The organism is Lutibacter sp., assembly GCF_013139515.1.
Lineage (GTDB): Bacteria > Bacteroidota > Bacteroidia > Flavobacteriales > Flavobacteriaceae > Lutibacter.
In genome coordinates this window covers 45,027-62,455 of sequence record NZ_WTAR01000085.1, presented here as the reverse complement: position 1 = coordinate 62,455, position 17,429 = coordinate 45,027, and the positions used below count along the sequence as shown (strand labels likewise).

The window sequence follows — 17,429 nt, the reverse complement described above, 5'->3', positions numbered from 1 at the left end:
TCTTTATTTTGTTTTGTGAATGTGGTTGACTTTTCTTCTAATATTCTATTCGCTAAAATTTCAAAATCTTTGGTGAATTTTTCTTGTAATTTTTCAACTTCAGCTTTATTTTCATTTAATTTTACTTCTAAATATTTTATTTCAGAAACCTTATCTGAAAGTTTTAAATCTATTGCATGTTTTGCTTCTAAAACGTCAGTTTTATCTTTGGTTAAATTGCTAATAATTAATTTATTAGACGTATCTTCATTAAGTAAGTGTTTATTGTTAAATTCAAGTTCAGAAATAACTTTTTCAGACGTGTTTTTAGCAATTAACTTACCAATAAATACACCAACTAATAAAGCTAAAACAAAAATAAATATGTATATAAAAAGTACTTCCATTATTAATTAAAATTTATAATTTGATAACCATTAGTTTGATATTCAACCAAAGCTGTTAAAGCCGATAAAGCTAATTTTACACTTGAAGATTTTTCGTTTATCTTAAATCCACTTGCTATATAAGATTGTCCACAAACATATATTTCTACATTCGCTTTTTTTAAAGCTTCAATAATGTCGTTGTTTGGGTTTGCCGTATGATATCTATTTTTATAAGCATTATTGTTTATTGTGCTTTTAGTTGCTGCACCATGCAAAATAACTACTGTTTTCATATTTTCTAATGAAATTCCTTTCTGTGCATGCATATTCAAATAACGAGCAACAGCGTTTAATAGTGGGTTTACTTTATTATCTTTTGATTTATCAGTGAAAATATCAAAAATAACCTTATACTCAGTATCTTTATCTAACTGTAAATCAGGGCTTTTAACTTGATACACTTTCCCAAACGTTTCTAATATTGGACCTTTTTTCACCTCAATTTCTTGAGCACTTAATATTGAAAAGTTTAATAGTAAAATTAAAATTGCAAAAATTTTCATAACTTAAATTTATTTTAAATTCAATTTTTAAAATTAAGATTTTTATATTTGTTGCCATAGCCAGACATTTAAAATTAAATCTGAGTTATTAACAACTACATGAAATTATTTGCACGATTTATTTTATTCACGGTTTTGGGTTGGAAGGTGAAAGGTGCTTTCCCGAAGGAATTAAAAAAATATTTGATTATTGCTGCTCCACATACACATTGGCTTGACTTCCCTTTAGGAATAGCTGTAAAATATGCTGAAGGTGCTCCTATAAATTACATTGGAAAAGCTTCATTATTTAAACCTCCTTTTGGTTTTATTTTTAGAGGATTAGGTGGAACTCCTGTTGATAGAACTAAAAGTAATAATAGAGTTGAAGCTATTGTGAAAATTTATAACAGTCATGAAAAATTTATTTTAGCACTCTCACCTGAAGGCACTAGAAAAAAAGTAGATACTTGGAAAACAGGGTTTTATTACATAGCAAAAGGGGCAAGCGTTCCTATAGTTATGGCTACTTTAGATTTTGGTAAAAAAGAAGTTAAAATCTCTGAACCATACGAACTTACTGAAAACATGGAAAAAGACTTTAACTTTTTTTATAAATTTTATGAAGGTGTTCAGGGTAAAATTCCTGAAAATTTTTAAGCTTTATAAAATGGCAATCTAACTACAACAGCTGCTAATGCTTTTTTACGTACTTGAATAAAAATTTCAGTATCACGTTTAGCATAAGCCTTGGTAACGTATCCTAATCCAATTCCTTTTTTTAATGAAGGACTCATGGTGCCTGAAGTAACTTTACCAATAACTTCACCATTTTCATTTACTATTTCGTAACCATGACGTGGAATCCCTTTTTCGGTTAATTCAAAAGCTACTAATTTTTTTGTAACTCCATCTTCTTTGTGTTTTTTAATTTCTTCAGCATTCACAAAGTCTTTAGTGAACTTTGTAATCCACCCTAATCCAGCTTCAATAGGTGAAGTAGAATCATTTATATCATTCCCGTATAAACAGAATCCCATTTCTAAGCGTAAAGTATCTCTTGCAGCTAAACCAATTGGTTTTATGCCAAAATCTGTACCAGCTTTAAAAATAGCATTCCAAACCGTTTCTGCATCTCTATTTTTAATGTATAATTCAAATCCGCCCGAACCTGTATAACCAGTAGCAGAAACAATAACATCATCCATCCCTGCAAAATTGCTAATTTCAAATGTGTAATATTTCATTTCTACCAAATCAATATTGGTTAAAGATTGAAGTGCTTTTGCTGCTAAAGGTCCCTGAACTGCTAACAAAGAATATTCATCAGAACTATTTATCATTTCCACACCTAAATCATTATGCTGTGAAATCCAATCCCAATCTTTTTCTATATTAGAAGCGTTTACAACTAACAAATATTCTTCACTATTTATTCTATATACCAACAAATCATCCACTATACCACCATCAGCATTTGGCAAGCAGCTATATTGAACTTTACCATCAGTTAATACAGAAGCATCGTTTGAAGTCACTTTTTGAATCAAAGCCAACGCATTTTTACCTTTCAAGTAAAATTCACCCATATGTGAAACATCAAAAACACCCACGTTATTTCTAACAGTTTCGTGTTCAGTATTTATGCCTTCGTATTGTACAGGCATATTGTAACCCGCAAAAGGCACCATTTTAGCTCCTAAAGATTCGTGTATATGTGATAAAGCTGTATTTCTCATTTTTAAAATTTTGTGATGTAAAAGTACTAAATAATCAATAATTGAATTGGTAGTATTTTACCTTTTTAAGAACGTATTTGGTTTAGGTTATTATTTTAAAACTCTTATTTATTTGTTAATGTTTTTAGAGTAACAAAACCAATAGGTTCTTTTTTATATATTTGAGAATCAATAAATATAATTCAAACTAATGATGAATTTTCGCAAATTATTATTCCCTATTTTTAGTCTATTTTTATTAAATGTATTAGCTCAAAATAATTATTTGCCTGAAGATTATTTAACAAAAGAATTTCATAAAGATAGAAGAGAAAAATTACGAAAAATACTTCCAAAAAATAGTGTCGCTGTTTTTTTTGCAAATGCAGTTAGAAATAGAGCTAATGATGTTGATTTTGTGTACCATCAAGATCCAAATTTTTATTATTTAACAGGTTATAAAGAACCACATGCGCTTTTATTGGTGTTTAAAGATGTGCAAACAATTGGAAATAAGAAGTATAATGAATTAATTTTTGTACAAGAGCGTAATGAACTTGCTGAAATTTGGACAGGTAAAAGGCTAGGAATTGAAGGTGTACAAGATGAATTAGGGTTTAGAATAGTGTATAATGGTAGCGAATTTTTAAGTTATGATATTGACTTTTCTAAATTCGACAAAATACTCTTCAAAAATTTTAAAAATGATGTAAGAGATACAACTAATGAAGCAGATTTATTTAGTTTAATTGAAAGTTTTAAGAGTAAAGTTTCATTTGATTTGTTAACTATTACAAACACTACAAATGACAAAATATATAATGAAACTAAAAGAAGAATAGACACAAAATCATTATATAGTTTAATGGCTTCATTACGTGAAATAAAAACTTCAGATGAGTTGGTTTTATTGAAAAAAGCAATTGAAATTTCAGCAGTTGGGCAATTAGAAATCATGAAAGCAATGCATCCAAACATGTCTGAAACTGAAGTGCAAGGTGTACATGAGTTTGTTTATAAAAAATATGGAGCTGAATATGAAGGGTATCCATCAATAGTTGGAGCAGGAAACAATGGTTGCATTTTACATTATGTTGATAATAATAAAACTATAACAGGTGATAATAACTTAATTTTAATGGACTTAGGCGCAGAATATCATGGTTACACAGCTGATGTTACGCGAACAATTCCATCAAACGGTAAGTTTACAATGGAACAAAAATTAATATATGACATAGTTTATGAAGCACAAGAGGCTAGTATTCTTAAAACTAAAATTGGTGGAAATTTCATTAAAAATCACCAATTAACACAGAAAATAATAAATAAAGGATTATCAGAACTTGGAATTATAAATTCTGAAGATTCACCTCATACGTATTATCCACATGGTTCTTCACATCATATTGGTTTAGATGTTCATGATTTAGGAACGTATGAAACTTTTAAAGAAAATATGGTAATAACTGTTGAGCCAGGAATTTACATTCCTGAAGGAAGTCCTTGTGATGAAAAATGGTGGGGAATTGCAGTTAGAATTGAAGATGATATTTTAGTAACTAAAAAAGGTCCGGTTAATTTATCGGCAATAGCACCTCGTACTTCTGAAGAAATTGAAGATGCAATGAAATTACCAAGTGTTTTAAACGATTTTAATTTGCCAAAATTAGATTAGCGCTTGTTTCCAATCTTCAATTAAATCATCAATATGCTCTATTCCAACTGATATTCTTAATAAATTAGAAGGAGTAGAGCTGTTTTTTCCTTCAACAGATTTTCGGTGTTCAATTAAACTTTCAACACCTCCCAAACTAGTTGCAGTTTTAAAGTAATTTAAATTTGTTGATATTTTAAAAGCCTCGGTTTCATCACCTTTAATTAAAACTGAAAGCATTGCTCCAAATCCATTTTTAAATTGCTTTTTAGCTATTAAATGCTGTGGATGACTAATTAATCCTGGGTAAAGTACTTTTTCAATTTTAGGGTGCATTTCTAAAAAGTATGCCAATTTTAAAGCATTCTCAGTCTGTTTAGTCACTCGCAAGTGCAATGTTTGAATACCTCTTGCAATTAACCAACAATCAAAAGGTGAAGGTACAGCGCCTGATAATAGTTGAATGTTTTTAATTTTCTTAGCTAAATTTTCATCATTAACAACAATACAACCTCCAATAACATCACTATGCCCTCCAAAATATTTAGTTGAAGAATGCATTACAATATCAGCATTAAGTCCTAACGGGTTTTGAAAAACAGGTGTTGCCCAAGTATTATCAACAGCGCAAAGCATATTGTTCTCTTTAGCAATTGCTGAAATGGCAGAGATATCGGTTATTTTTAATTGCGGATTTGATGGAGATTCAACCCAAATTAATGATGTGCTTTTTTTAATTGATTTTTTAACCATCTCTAAATTAGCCATATCAACTATATCGTATGTTAAATTCCAATGTTTAAACACTTCTTCCATTAATTTTTTAATGGCATAATAAATATCATCGGGTAATAGAATATGGTCACCGGTTTTTAAACTTTGAAAAACAGCACTAACAGCCGCCATTCCTGATGAAAATGCAAAACCAAAATTGCCTTTTTCTAATAAAGCAACACTTTGCTCAACAATTTTACGATTTGGGTTGTTATCTCTTGAATACACAAAATCATTAGTGTACGATCCATCACTATTCCTTTCATAAGTACTTGATAGATAAATAGGTGTGCTTGCAGGTTTAGAATTTGAAAATTTATTTTCGGTACTTTTAATAGCTAATGTTTCAAATTTAGGATTAGACTTCATTTCTTTTGAATTAACTGAATGAAATTACCACATGTATCATCAAAAATTGCTTCTATTCCCCAATCTTGCTGGGTTGGCTTTTTTATGAATTTCACTCCTAAATTCAACAATCTATTGTATTCTTCATTAATATTATCAGTGCCAAAAGTAATTACAGGTAATTTTTTAGCGTACACTTTAGATTGAAAAGGAGCGTAAATTTCATCATCAATTGGTTCTAACAAAATTGCAGGACCGTTTACTTCATCTTTTTTATAAACTATAGCCAAATAATGTTCAGGCATATATAATTGTTCGTCAAAATTTAAAATTTCAGTATAAAATTTGAATGCTTTTGGTACATCATTTACAGGGATACTAATCATTGCAAGTTTCATATGCTTATTTTTAATTTTAGATTTATAATTAAATTTAACTTCTTCTTCATTACCAGATTCATCTTTAAAAACGACATAAATATTTAATTCTGAAGGGCTTATTTTCTCAAAAGTAAGATTATTAAAATAGACTCTGTTTGGTTCTATTTTTACTAATTTAAATTCTTCAGATTCATCTTTTTCTTCCCAACCTTTTAAATCTCTACTAAAATGTTTTATACGAAGTAATAAAGTTTCATCTTCTTCAGAAATAGTCATTAATTCATGAAAATTGACTTCATTATTTACAACTAATTTAAAAGAACCCATCATAGAACCTCCAAGCGGAGAAGTCCACACTTCCTCAGTTACACCACCAAAAGCAGTTCCTTCCCAATGACCCGAGATCCAAGAAACCTCTTCAATATTTGCTTTAATGGGTGTTTTTAAGCTATCTAATTTTAAAGTATTTTGGGAAAAAATTAATGTAGAAACTAATAATAAAAGCAACGCTGAATAATTTTTCATGAAATAAAATTAAAATTACTCAGCTAAGCTACTATTTTTATTTGTAATTATAAAAGCTACTTTTTTAGTAAAAACTGTTTTAACTCGTTATAAGTTGAAATTTTAATTGATACTTTTTCATTGTCAATTACTTCTTGTATTTGAACAGGAAGCTCAATAGTTTCATTGATTACTGGTTCAACTACATCTAAAAATTTAACTGGATGTGCAGTTTCTAAAAATATGCCTTGAGCATTGTTTTTAGTTAAATATTTTTTCAATCCTAAATAACCAACTGCACCATGTGGGTCGGCAATATAATTAGAGTTTTCCTTTATAGATTTCATTGCGACTCTAGTTTCATCATCACTAAATGAATAGGAGGAAAGATGCTTTTTTAATTCTGAAATATCATTTTTATAGATTTCTAAAATACGCACAAAATTACTTGGATCACCAACATCCATTGCATTTGAAATAGTTTTTTTAGAAGGTTTTGGAGTGTAAACACCCGTTTCTAAATAATTAGGAACAATATTATTTACATTTGTTGAAGCAATAAATTGTTTAATTGGTAATCCCAATTGTTGCGCCATCATACCGGCACAAATATTTCCAAAATTCCCACTTGGAATTGAAAAAACCACCTCTTTATCTTTATTTTTTAATTGTTTAAAAGCAAAAAAGAAGTAAAACATTTGAGGTAACCAACGTGCAACATTGATAGAATTTGCGGAAGTCAAATTTTTATTAGCAATTAAATCTTCATCTAAAAATGCTTCCTTCACCATTGCTTGGCAATCGTCAAAAGTACCATCTACTTCCAATGCAGTTATGTTTTGACCAAGCGTTGTTAACTGTTTTTCCTGAACATCGCTTACTTTTCCACTTGGATATAAAATTACAACATCAACACCCTTTACGCCCAAAAAACCACTTGCTACTGCACCACCAGTATCACCTGAAGTTGCAACCAAAACGGTAACTTTTGTTGTTTTTTCTTTCTTGTTAAAATACCCTAAACAACGCGCCATAAAACGTGCTCCTACATCTTTAAAAGCCATTGTAGGTCCGTGAAATAATTCTAAAGTTGAAATATCTTCTTCAATATTAACAACTGGGAAATCAAAATTTATAGTTTCTTTAATTATTTCTTTTAAGGCAGTTTCAGGAATTTCATTACCAACAAATTGTTTGATTACTTCAAAAGCAATTTCTTCATTAGAAAAATAATGAATATTCTTAAAAAAACCATTTACCAATGGTGTTATTTTTTTAGGAAAGTAAAGGCCTTTATCTGGTGCTAAACCTTTTATTACAGCATCTTTAAACGATACATTTTCAGCTTTTTTATTTAAACTATAATAAATCATAATTAATTACTTTCTAAAATTTTAATTCCTTGTTTATTTATTTTGGAAACGTGAATGTCATAATCAATTCCAACCTTTTCATATACACTTTTCATTGCTTCAGCAACTTTTAAAGCTGCTGACTCACCTTTACTTAAGGTAAATATTGAAGGCCCTGATCCTGATATTCCACAACCTAAAGCACCTGCTTTTAAAGATTCTGATTTAACTTCATCAAACGCAGGTATTAAAATGGAGCGTATTGGTTCAATAATGTGATCTTCCAAAGAACGGCCAATTAATTCATAATTTTCTGTGTATAAACCACTTATTAATCCACCTATATTTCCCCACTGTTTAATAGCATCTTTAAGCTGAACTGTAGTTTTTAATATATTTCTTGCGTCAGAAGTTTTAACTTCTATTTGAGGATGAATTACTGTAGCATATAATTCTTTTGGCGTGTGAATTCCAACAATATCTAGAGGTTCAGAACTTCTAACGAGTGTAAATCCACCAAAAAGGGCAGGAGCCACATTGTCTGCGTGAGAAACGCCAGTAGCTAGGCGCTCACCTTCCATAGAAAATCGCACCAAATCAGTCAAATTAAATGGTTTACCTAATAATTCATTAATTGCCCAAACTGCTCCGGCAGAACTTGCTGCACTACTACCAATACCACTTCCTGGCTTAATACGCTTGTTCATTTCAATTTCAAAGCCAAAGTCACACTCTATTTCTGCTAATAAAGCTAAGGCAGCAACACCGGCAACGTTCTTCTGCGTTTCTAAAGGTAAATCTTGACCTGTGATTTTAGTAATTTTAATTCCTTTTTGAGAAACTTTACGTATAGTCATTTCATCACCAACAGTGTCTAATGCTAAACCAAGCACATCAAAACCGCAAGAGACATTTGCTATTGTTGCAGGTGCAAATATTTTTAATTCGTTCATACTATTAATTATTTCCCATTCTAATAATATCTGCAAATAATCCAGAGGCTGTAACATCTGCTCCGGCTCCTGCACCTTTTATTATTAAAGGTTGTTGACTATATCTTTCAGTAAAGAAAAGTACAATATTATCGCTTCCATCTAAATTATAAAATGGATGATCAGAAGGAATTTCTTTCAAACCAACTTTTGCAATACCATTGTCAAATTCAGCAACATACTTTAATCTGCAATTATTTTTCTCAGCATTTTCTTGAATTTTATTAAAATGAGTTGATTCACTTTTTAAAGTTTCCATAAAATCGGTCACAGAATCAGCATCTAAGCTTAATTTTGGTAAAAATGAATCATTTTCAATATTATTTAATTCCAGTTTTGTTCCGCTTTCACGTGCTAAAATTAAGATTTTTCGCATAACATCAACACCGCTTAAATCAATTCTTGGATCAGGTTCTGTAAAACCTTCAACTCCCGCTTGTTCAACTACCTCATAAAAAGAAGTGTCAGTATTAAAATTATTAAATATAAAGTTTAGACTACCTGATAGAACTGCCTGTATTTTAGTTACCTTATCTCCTGAAGCAATTAAATTTTTAAGCGTATCAATTATTGGTAAACCAGCACCAACATTTGTTTCAAATAAAAACGGAGCATTGTATTCTCTTGCTAATTTTTTTAAGTTTAAATAATTTGAATAGTTTGAAGAACAAGCAATTTTATTACAAGTTACCACTGCAACACTTTTTTTCAAATAATCAGCATATAAATTTGAGATACTTTCATTCGCAGTGTTATCAACAAAAATGCTATTTCTGTAATTTAACTCAGTAACTTTTTCATGAAATAAGTTCATATCTAAACTTTCTGCATTATGTAAAGGTGTTTTCCAATTCTTTAAATCGATACCATCTTCATTAAATAACATTTTTTTAGAGTTTGTTAGTGCTATTACTCTAACTTGAATTTTTAAATTATCAATTAAATATTGTTGTTGCTGTTTAATCTGCTCTAACAACTTACCTCCTACATTTCCAACACCTACAACAAACAAGTTTAATTGTTTAGTTTGCCCTTCAAAAAATTCTGAGTGTAAAGAATTTAATGCTTTTTTAATGTCTTTATGAGCAATTACTGCTGAAATATTTTTTTCAGAAGCACCTTGGGCAATAGCTCTAATGTTTACATTGTTTTTACCCAATGTGCTAAACATTTTTCCACTAATTCCTTGATGGCTTTTCATATGGTCGCCAACAAGTGCAACAATTGCATTGTTGTTTTCAACTAATAAAGGGTTAACTTTGTGTTGTTCAATTTCATAACTAAACTCGCTATCTATCACTAATTTGGCTTTTTCTGCATCTGAATTATTTATAGCAATACATATTGAATGCTCTGACGAAGCTTGTGTAATTAGTGAAATATTAATTTTTTCTTGTGAAAGCGCTCCAAATAAACGTTTAGAAAAACCAGGAATACCAACCATTCCGCTACCTTCTAAAGTAATTAATGTCATATTTTCTATGTGACTAATTCCTTTAATTGGGTTTGTATTTGATGATACTTTGGTGATTAGTGTCCCAGCTGCCTTAGCGTCAAAAGTATTTTTTATAACAATTGGAATTTCTTTTTCTAAAACTGGTTGAATTGTTGGAGGATATAAGACTTTTGCGCCAAAATGTGATAATTCCATAGCTTCTTGATATGAAATATCTTTTATTGGAAATGCTTGTTTAACTATTTTTGGATTTGCGGTGTACATTCCACTAACATCTGTCCAGATTTCTAAAATTGAAGCATTTGTTGCTGCGGTAATAATTGCAGCTGTATAATCAGAACCGCCTCTTCCTAATGTGGAAACTTCACCTTTTTCTGTTAAAGCAACAAAACCCGGTAATATAACTACTTTATGTGTATTTATTTTAAAAAATGATTTAATTAATAAGTTGGTTTTCTCAAATTTAACACTTGCATTTGAGAAATTTTCATCAGTAACAACGAGTTCTTGCGAGTTTTTTAAAATAGCATCTAATTGATTACTTTTTATTGCTTCAGCAATAATGTAAGATGATAATAATTCACCAAAACTCACAATTTTATCAGATGTTTTAGCTGAAAGTTCATTAATTAAAAATACACCTTCTAAAGTGCTTTCTAACTTGTTTAGCATGCTTTTTATAGTTCCTAAAACACTACTTTGGCTATTTACAGGTATTAATTCTCTTGCAACTTGTAAATGGCGTTCTTCAATAATTGCTAAACTTTTCTTATAATTAGCATCACTATTACAAGCCAAATCGCCAGCTTCAAGCAATAAATCTGTTACACCACCTAAGGCTGAAACTACAACTGCTATTTTATGTTTAGATGAACTTTCTTTAACAATATTTATGACTTTATTTATATTTTCTGAGGAAGCAACTGATGAGCCTCCAAATTTTAAAATTTTCATATGTTGATTTTTATCTTCAATTTTATATGTTTACTAATATTCCTTGTTTCATTTCTTATGAAAACGAATAATTTACCTTTGATATGAATAGAAATAAACCCTAAAGGGTAATTGTTGTTGTAGTAGTTGTAGCAATAACAGTTTGACGCAAAGTAGTTGCGTTTTCAAAGATTTGATATGTTGTTGTTATTAGCACAAAGCAAAATTAACTTTTTTTTTAAAACTACACTGCTTTTACTTAAATTTTAATGATATTTAGTTTGTTAAGCAATACAACTACACAATTCACATAATTTCAATGTACTTTTTATAAATAATAAAAAACTCCGAAGATAATTCCCGGAGCTTTTTTTAATCTAAATCTATAACCACTTGATTTTTTAACAAATCGTCAAATGTTTCTTGTTTTCTAATTAAATAATCATTTCCATTGTAAAACAGTACTTCAGCAGGTTTGTAACGCGAGTTATAATTTGAAGCCATTGAAAAACAATAAGCTCCTGCATTGTTAAAACATAGCACATCACCTTCTTTTATTTCAGAAATTCTTCTATTAGAACCAAAAGTATCAGTTTCACAAATATAACCAACCACAGAGTAGTAACGTTCTTTTCCAGTTGGATTAGAAACATTATGAATATGATGGTAAGAATCATACATCATTGGTCTAATTAAATGATTAAATCCAGAGTCAACACTAGCAAATACAGTTGATGTAGTTTGTTTTACTACATTTACATTTACTAAAAAATTACCAGCTTCGCTAACTAAAAACTTACCTGGCTCAAACATTAAGGTTAATTCTTTTCCGTAATTTTTACAGAATAAATTGAATCTTTTTGTTAGCTTTTCACCTAATTCTTCAATATTTGTTGAAATATCACCTTCTTTATACGGTACTTTAAATCCGCTACCAAAATCTATAAAATCTAAGTTTTTAAATTCATTAGCTGTATCAAAAAGTATTTCTGTTGCGCGTAAAAAAGCATCAATATCTAAAATATCAGATCCGGTATGCATATGAATACCATTTATATGCATTCCTGTATTTTCAACAACTCGTTTAATATGCGGCACTTGATATACTGAAATTCCAAATTTTGAATCTATATGACCTACAGAAATTTTACTATTTCCACCAGCCATCACATGCGGATTTATACGGACACAAACAGGAATTGCAGGGTAGTGCTGTCCAAATTGCTCTAAAACAGATAAGTTATCAATATTAATTTGAACACCTAAATTTGCAACTTGTTCAATTTCTTTAAGTGAAACACCATTTGGAGTGAAAATAATATTTTCAGGTGAAAAACCAGCTTCTAACCCTAATTTTACTTCTTGAAAAGATACAGTATCAATCCCAGAATTTAATTTTTTAAATAATTTTAAAATACTAACATTGGAATTTGCCTTCACAGCATAGTTTAATTTTAAACTTTTAACTGCAGAAAACGCACTAGTAAGCCTATTGTATTGTGAAATAATTTTTTCAGCATCGTACACGTACAATGGACTCCCGTATTTTTCTGTAAGAGAAACTAATAGTTGATTATTCATTCATTATTTTTTGAAGACTCAAATTTATAAAACAAATTGAGCAATCAAAATATATTTTCTAGAAATTACATTATTTAACAATTTGTTAAATAATTAAAAACTCTCTTCATTTGAAGAGAGTTTTGTTATAATAAGTATGTACTTCAAGCTTTTATTTGGCTCTTTCAGCTGTAATTTTAGCAATTTTAATAATTACGTCTGTTGCTAATTGAATTGACTCAGCTGCAACATACTCGTATCTTCCATGAAAATTATGTCCGCCAGCAAATATGTTTGGGCAAGGTAAGCCTTTATAAGAAAGCTGAGAACCATCTGTACCACCTCTAATTGCTTTAATTAACGGCTTAATGTTTAATTGTTTCATTGCTTCTTCGGCAATATCAACAATATGCATTACAGGTTCAATTTTTTTACGCATATTAAAATACTGATCTTTTATTTCAACCTGAATAATATCACCACCTAATTTTTTGTTTAAATCATCAGCAATTTTTTGAAATTGAACTTTACGGTCTTCAAATAAATTAATATCGTGATCTCTTATAATATATTGAAGTTCAGTCTTCTCAACTTCGCCATTCATAGTGTGTAAATGAAAAAATCCTTCATAACCTTCCGTTTTTTCTGGAACTTCATTTTTAGGCAAGGCAGCAATAAAATCACTTGCAATTAACATAGAGTTTACCATTTTTCCTTTTGCATAACCTGGGTGTACAATTCTACCATTAATGGTAACTTCAGCTCCTGCAGCATTAAAATTCTCATATTCAAGCTCTCCAACTTGACTTCCATCCATGGTGTAAGCCCATTCTGCTCCAAATTTTTCGACATCAAACATGTGGGCTCCTTTACCAACTTCTTCATCAGGAGTAAAACCAATTCTAATTTTTCCATGTTTAACTTCAGGATGGTTTATTAAATATTCCATTGCCGAAACTATTTCGGTAATTCCTGCTTTATCATCAGCACCCAATAGCGTAGTTCCATCAGTTGTAATTAATGTTTGACCTTTATACAGTAACAAATCATCAAAGTAACTTGGTGATAATACAATGTTTTCCTCTTTATTTAAAAGAATATCTTCACCATTATAATTTGGGTGAAATTGTGGCTTTACATTTGTTCCTGAGTAATCTGGACTTGTATCAATATGCGCAATAAAACCAATTGTTGGCACTTTAAAATCTACATTTGAAGGAAGTGTAGCCATAATGTAGCAATTATCATCAAGCGTAACATCTTCTAAGCCAATTTCATTTAATTCTTCAACTAAAATTTTAGCTAAATCCCATTGCTTTTCAGTACTTGGAAAATCTGGATTATTAGGGTCTGACTGTGTGTCTACAGTTACATATTTTACAAAGCGATCTATAATTTTTTGCATTTCGTTATATTTTTGTTCAAAAATAAGATTTTGAGTAAGGTTTTACAATCTAAATATCATAAATTATTCTAAAAATTCTATTTTTTCAAGAATTGAAATAGTTTCACAAATACGTTCATTAATATTAGTATCTCCGTAAATCTCAGAATACCCAACAAAATAGGTGTTTTCAGATAATTTTATGGTTGAATTAAATTGATGATAGGTGTAGCCGTTTTTCATCCCTTTTGCAACATACCAATAAGATGGTTTTGAAAGAAATAATTGTTCTCCTGAATCTGTTAATTCCAAATGATTAACTGTTAAAATTGAATCTTTTTCTTGATGAAAATTTGAATTAAAATTAATAATACCTTGATTAAATGATGTTCCTAAAATAAATGAATCTGTAAGTTGTTTTGTTGTGTCTGCTGAAAATATTTCAGACTGAAATTTGTTGAAGTAAAAATTTGATTTCCAATCATTTGAAATAGTTAATCTAAAATTTTTATTGAAGTCTTTTATTGTCTTTGAGTTTGAAATTTTAGAAGAACTACAGTTGTATTTTTTATGTAATTCTGATTGTTTAGAACAGCTAAAAAAAAGAAAAAAGGTAAGTGTCAAAAAAATAATATTTTTCATGAAATTTATATTTTAGTGAATGGTCATTTTCGCAATTATATTGCTTCCTGAAAGCCAAGCTGTGTTTTTTGAAGCAAATTTTATAGCATAAAAACCGTCATTGCTAACAATTTTCCAAGTTGAGCCGGCATTTTTTGAATAAAATATACCGTTTGTAGAAACTGCAAAAACCTCTTTACCACCTGTATTTGGAACATATTGCACGCAACTCACGTAATTAGGTGGTGAGTTTTCAGAAACTACTCTCCAAGTTTTACCACCATTAGTTGTTGTGGCTTTGTTCGCTGAATTTCCAAACTTATCAGTATAATCTCCTCCACAAATAATTCCTTGATTTTCATTATAAAAATCAACTGTGTAAATTCCAGTCGTCCTTTTACCTTGAATTATTGGTGTATTGTAAACATTCCAAGTTAAACCCATATCAGCCGTATGAAACACTCTAGCTTTTAATCCGCCAGTTGCAATCCAAGCATTTTCACCTATAATTGCAGTATTGGTGTTACTTGCAGCAAATGCAGCTTCTCCATTTTCAATTTTTGGTAAATTTTCACATGCTATTTTCCTCCAAGTGTTTCCACCATTATTTGTTATTATTATAGATAAACAGTTTTCGGTTGGATCTCCAATTGCAATACCATTTAAATCATCAAAAAAGTTCATGGAGTCATAAAATACTTTCTCGTGAATTTCTTTATAAACTACACCTATTGTATTGTTTTGAATTTTATAGAGTAGAGCTGGGTTTCCTACGTTTAAGGCAAAAATAGCCTTTGATGTTTTTGCTAAAGACCTAAAATGCGGAACAATAGTATCTGTATTAACTTTTTTTACGGTTGAAAATTTACCTGTATCTGTTAAAATACCAATATCTCCAATTGAACCCGCATACAAAACTGTTGAATCGGTTAAAGCTTCAATAGCCCTAATACTTGTACTATTAATTTTAAATTTTTTAATTGAAACAGTCGATATTTCTCTTGGAACATGTTCTTGTGCAAATGAAAATGCTGTAAAAAAAAGTAGAAGTAATGAAAAAATATTTCCTTTCATGATGTCTTTTATATTTAGCTAAATGTATGCGTAAATTTGTCAATCAAATAATTAATACACTTGAAATAGACGTCTTCAATTTCAATATTACTTAGATTTGAGTATGAAGGAATTGTTTCGTCAAAATCCTTGGCAAGTTCATCTCTAGTTAAATTTAATAAACTAGCGGAAAGTAATAACTGCTTTCCAATTATTTTTCTATTAACTCTACTTGTAATTTTATCTAAAAACTCCTGCGGTAGCGTTAAATTGTTTATCCAGGTATTAGTTATTACAGTGCTAGAAAAACTTAGTTATTTAAAAATGAAGGATTAATATGCATATCCTTTTCAAATTTATTTTCAAGTTGTAAAACATCAAAAGCTTTGGTGTTTTTAAAATTGCTTTTTAAGTTAGTTTTAGAACTTAAACCTCTAATATCGTCTAATGCAGCTTTTAAAACTATTTCATTTTCATCTCCAAAAGGTAAAATTTCATTCCAATAATCCCATTCAATTATCTCAATATCTGCTTGAAAACCATGAGTGTAGTCGCTTTGTTCAACTTTATTAAATATTTGAAAAACAATAGGTTGCATAGCGTTTAAATGAGATGCGTTTGCTGTATCTTCATTTGTGTAATCTGATGAAGGAGAGTCGTATAATGTTATTGAGCCCACATTTTTACCATATGTTGTTGATCCAATAGTTTTAACAGGAATAAATGCTTTTAAACCATTAATAATCATTTCACTAGCAGAAGCAGTACTTGATGAAGTTAAAACATATAATTGATTGATGTTAGTTAGCCTATTTATGGCTTCTTCATTTATTTTATCTCCACTTAGATTAAAAACATCTAAATTATTTTCAAAATTATAATAACCATTTTGATTAGAGTGTTTATCATTAAATTTTAGTTCAGCAAATATATCGGTACCTGCTGCACTATAAATCATACTTGCTAAATAAGCAGAAGTTAAAACTGAACCACCACCATTTAATCTTAAATCTAAAACCAGTTCTTCAATTCCTTCTCCTTGAAAATAAGAAAACGCCTCATTTAATTCATCATTATAAGAAGATCTAAAAGAATTATATACCAAATAGCCAACTTTTTTACCATTTACATCCTCAAAAACAGATTTGTAATGCACAGGGTTTTCAGCTAATTCAACTGCGGTAATGGTTTTATCTTCAACAAAATTTAAAACTCCTGCATTTTCTGAAACAAATGACAATGTAATAGTTTGATTATCAAATTTATTAATAGTTGTATTGTAGTTACTTTCATTAAGCACAACACCATCTAAAGCATTTATAATATCACCTCTTTTAATGCCAGCAATACTTGCCGGTGAGTTAGGAGCAACATAACGTACATAAAAAATAATATCGTCGTTTTCATTTATTGATACTGCTCTTAAACGAAAACCAAAAGAAGTTGAAACTCCCTGAAAAGCATTATTTTGCTCAATATAATCTTCAATAAACCATGAAAACCTATCTGTAGTACCTGGATTTAATAATAAACTTTCAAATAAATTTTCAGGAGTTGAAAAATTATCTAAATAATCGAAATACTCATTACTGTTATTGTTTTTTGAATCTGCTAAATTAGGAACAGAAGATTGCCAGTTGTACCATGAATTCATTCCTTTCCAAACAAAGTCATTAACTTCTATGTTTTGAGGAATATTAACTTCATTATTTTTTGAACAACTAATTAAAGAGATGATTAACATTAAAAATCCTAAAGTAAAATAGTTTATTCTTTTCATATTTTAA

Annotated in this window: 14 protein-coding genes and 1 pseudogene; 2 read left to right on the top strand and 13 right to left on the bottom strand. The window is 29.5% G+C overall.

Annotated features, from left to right (window positions below; genetic code table 11):
• Both GQ540_RS08305 and GQ540_RS08300 read right to left on the bottom strand, forming a co-directional pair.
• Window positions 1-386: pseudogene (locus tag GQ540_RS08305) on the bottom strand (DNA recombination protein RmuC); the annotation flags it as partial.
• A gap of 2 nt (window positions 387-388) precedes the next feature.
• Window positions 389-931, bottom strand: coding sequence for a DsrE family protein (locus GQ540_RS08300; RefSeq protein WP_291799959.1), 543 nt, complete (start codon window positions 929-931; stop codon window positions 389-391).
• Between the two features lie 99 nt (window positions 932-1,030).
• Here GQ540_RS08300 and GQ540_RS08295 point away from each other — a divergent pair, with 99 nt between their 5' ends.
• Window positions 1,031-1,570, top strand: a complete 540-nt coding sequence (locus tag GQ540_RS08295) for a 1-acyl-sn-glycerol-3-phosphate acyltransferase (RefSeq protein WP_291799957.1) — start codon at window positions 1,031-1,033, stop codon at window positions 1,568-1,570.
• On the opposite strand, the gene gcvT is transcribed toward GQ540_RS08295, so the two are convergent.
• On the bottom strand, window positions 1,567-2,649 hold the full coding sequence (gene gcvT / locus GQ540_RS08290) for a glycine cleavage system aminomethyltransferase GcvT (RefSeq protein ID WP_291799955.1): 1,083 nt from the start codon (window positions 2,647-2,649) through the stop codon (window positions 1,567-1,569). The genes GQ540_RS08295 and gcvT overlap by 4 nt on opposite strands.
• 193 nt (window positions 2,650-2,842) lie before the next feature.
• Here gcvT and GQ540_RS08285 point away from each other — a divergent pair, with 193 nt between their 5' ends.
• Window positions 2,843-4,306: an aminopeptidase P family protein gene (locus tag GQ540_RS08285; protein ID WP_291799961.1), complete on the top strand. Its 1,464-nt coding sequence runs from the start codon at window positions 2,843-2,845 to the stop codon at window positions 4,304-4,306.
• Here GQ540_RS08285 and GQ540_RS08280 read toward each other — a convergent pair.
• From GQ540_RS08280 to GQ540_RS08235, 10 genes are all read right to left on the bottom strand, one after another.
• Window positions 4,298-5,428 (bottom strand): aminotransferase class I/II-fold pyridoxal phosphate-dependent enzyme, encoded by a 1,131-nt coding sequence (locus GQ540_RS08280; protein ID WP_291799953.1) that lies wholly within the window; start codon window positions 5,426-5,428, stop codon window positions 4,298-4,300. The genes GQ540_RS08285 and GQ540_RS08280 overlap by 9 nt on opposite strands.
• The gene (locus GQ540_RS08275; RefSeq protein ID WP_291799951.1) at window positions 5,425-6,312 is read right to left on the bottom strand and encodes a DUF6265 family protein; all 888 of its coding nucleotides are present in this window, start codon (window positions 6,310-6,312) and stop codon (window positions 5,425-5,427) included. Before GQ540_RS08275 ends, GQ540_RS08280 begins: the two co-directional genes overlap by 4 nt.
• Before the next feature lie 56 nt (window positions 6,313-6,368).
• Window positions 6,369-7,664: a threonine synthase gene (gene thrC, locus GQ540_RS08270; RefSeq protein ID WP_291799949.1), complete on the bottom strand. Its 1,296-nt coding sequence runs from the start codon at window positions 7,662-7,664 to the stop codon at window positions 6,369-6,371.
• A gap of 2 nt (window positions 7,665-7,666) precedes the next feature.
• Complete coding sequence (locus GQ540_RS08265) at window positions 7,667-8,596, bottom strand: homoserine kinase (RefSeq protein WP_291799947.1); 930 nt, start codon at window positions 8,594-8,596, stop codon at window positions 7,667-7,669.
• Between the two features lie 4 nt (window positions 8,597-8,600).
• On the bottom strand, window positions 8,601-11,045 hold the full coding sequence (thrA, locus tag GQ540_RS08260) for a bifunctional aspartate kinase/homoserine dehydrogenase I (RefSeq protein ID WP_291799945.1): 2,445 nt from the start codon (window positions 11,043-11,045) through the stop codon (window positions 8,601-8,603).
• Between the two features lie 351 nt (window positions 11,046-11,396).
• A complete protein-coding gene (gene lysA / locus GQ540_RS08255; protein ID WP_291799943.1) occupies window positions 11,397-12,605 on the bottom strand; it encodes a diaminopimelate decarboxylase in 1,209 nt (402 codons plus the stop codon).
• A gap of 151 nt (window positions 12,606-12,756) precedes the next feature.
• Complete coding sequence (gene pepT / locus GQ540_RS08250; RefSeq protein ID WP_291799941.1) at window positions 12,757-13,989, bottom strand: peptidase T; 1,233 nt, start codon at window positions 13,987-13,989, stop codon at window positions 12,757-12,759.
• Between the two features lie 63 nt (window positions 13,990-14,052).
• A complete protein-coding gene (locus GQ540_RS08245) occupies window positions 14,053-14,610 on the bottom strand; it encodes a hypothetical protein (protein WP_291799939.1) in 558 nt (185 codons plus the stop codon).
• Window positions 14,611-14,622: 12 nt separating this feature from the next.
• Window positions 14,623-15,663, bottom strand: coding sequence for an oxidoreductase (locus GQ540_RS08240; protein WP_291799937.1), 1,041 nt, complete (start codon window positions 15,661-15,663; stop codon window positions 14,623-14,625).
• Between the two features lie 289 nt (window positions 15,664-15,952).
• The gene (locus GQ540_RS08235; RefSeq protein ID WP_291799935.1) at window positions 15,953-17,422 is read right to left on the bottom strand and encodes a S41 family peptidase; all 1,470 of its coding nucleotides are present in this window, start codon (window positions 17,420-17,422) and stop codon (window positions 15,953-15,955) included.
• Between the last annotated feature and the right edge of the window lie 7 nt (window positions 17,423-17,429).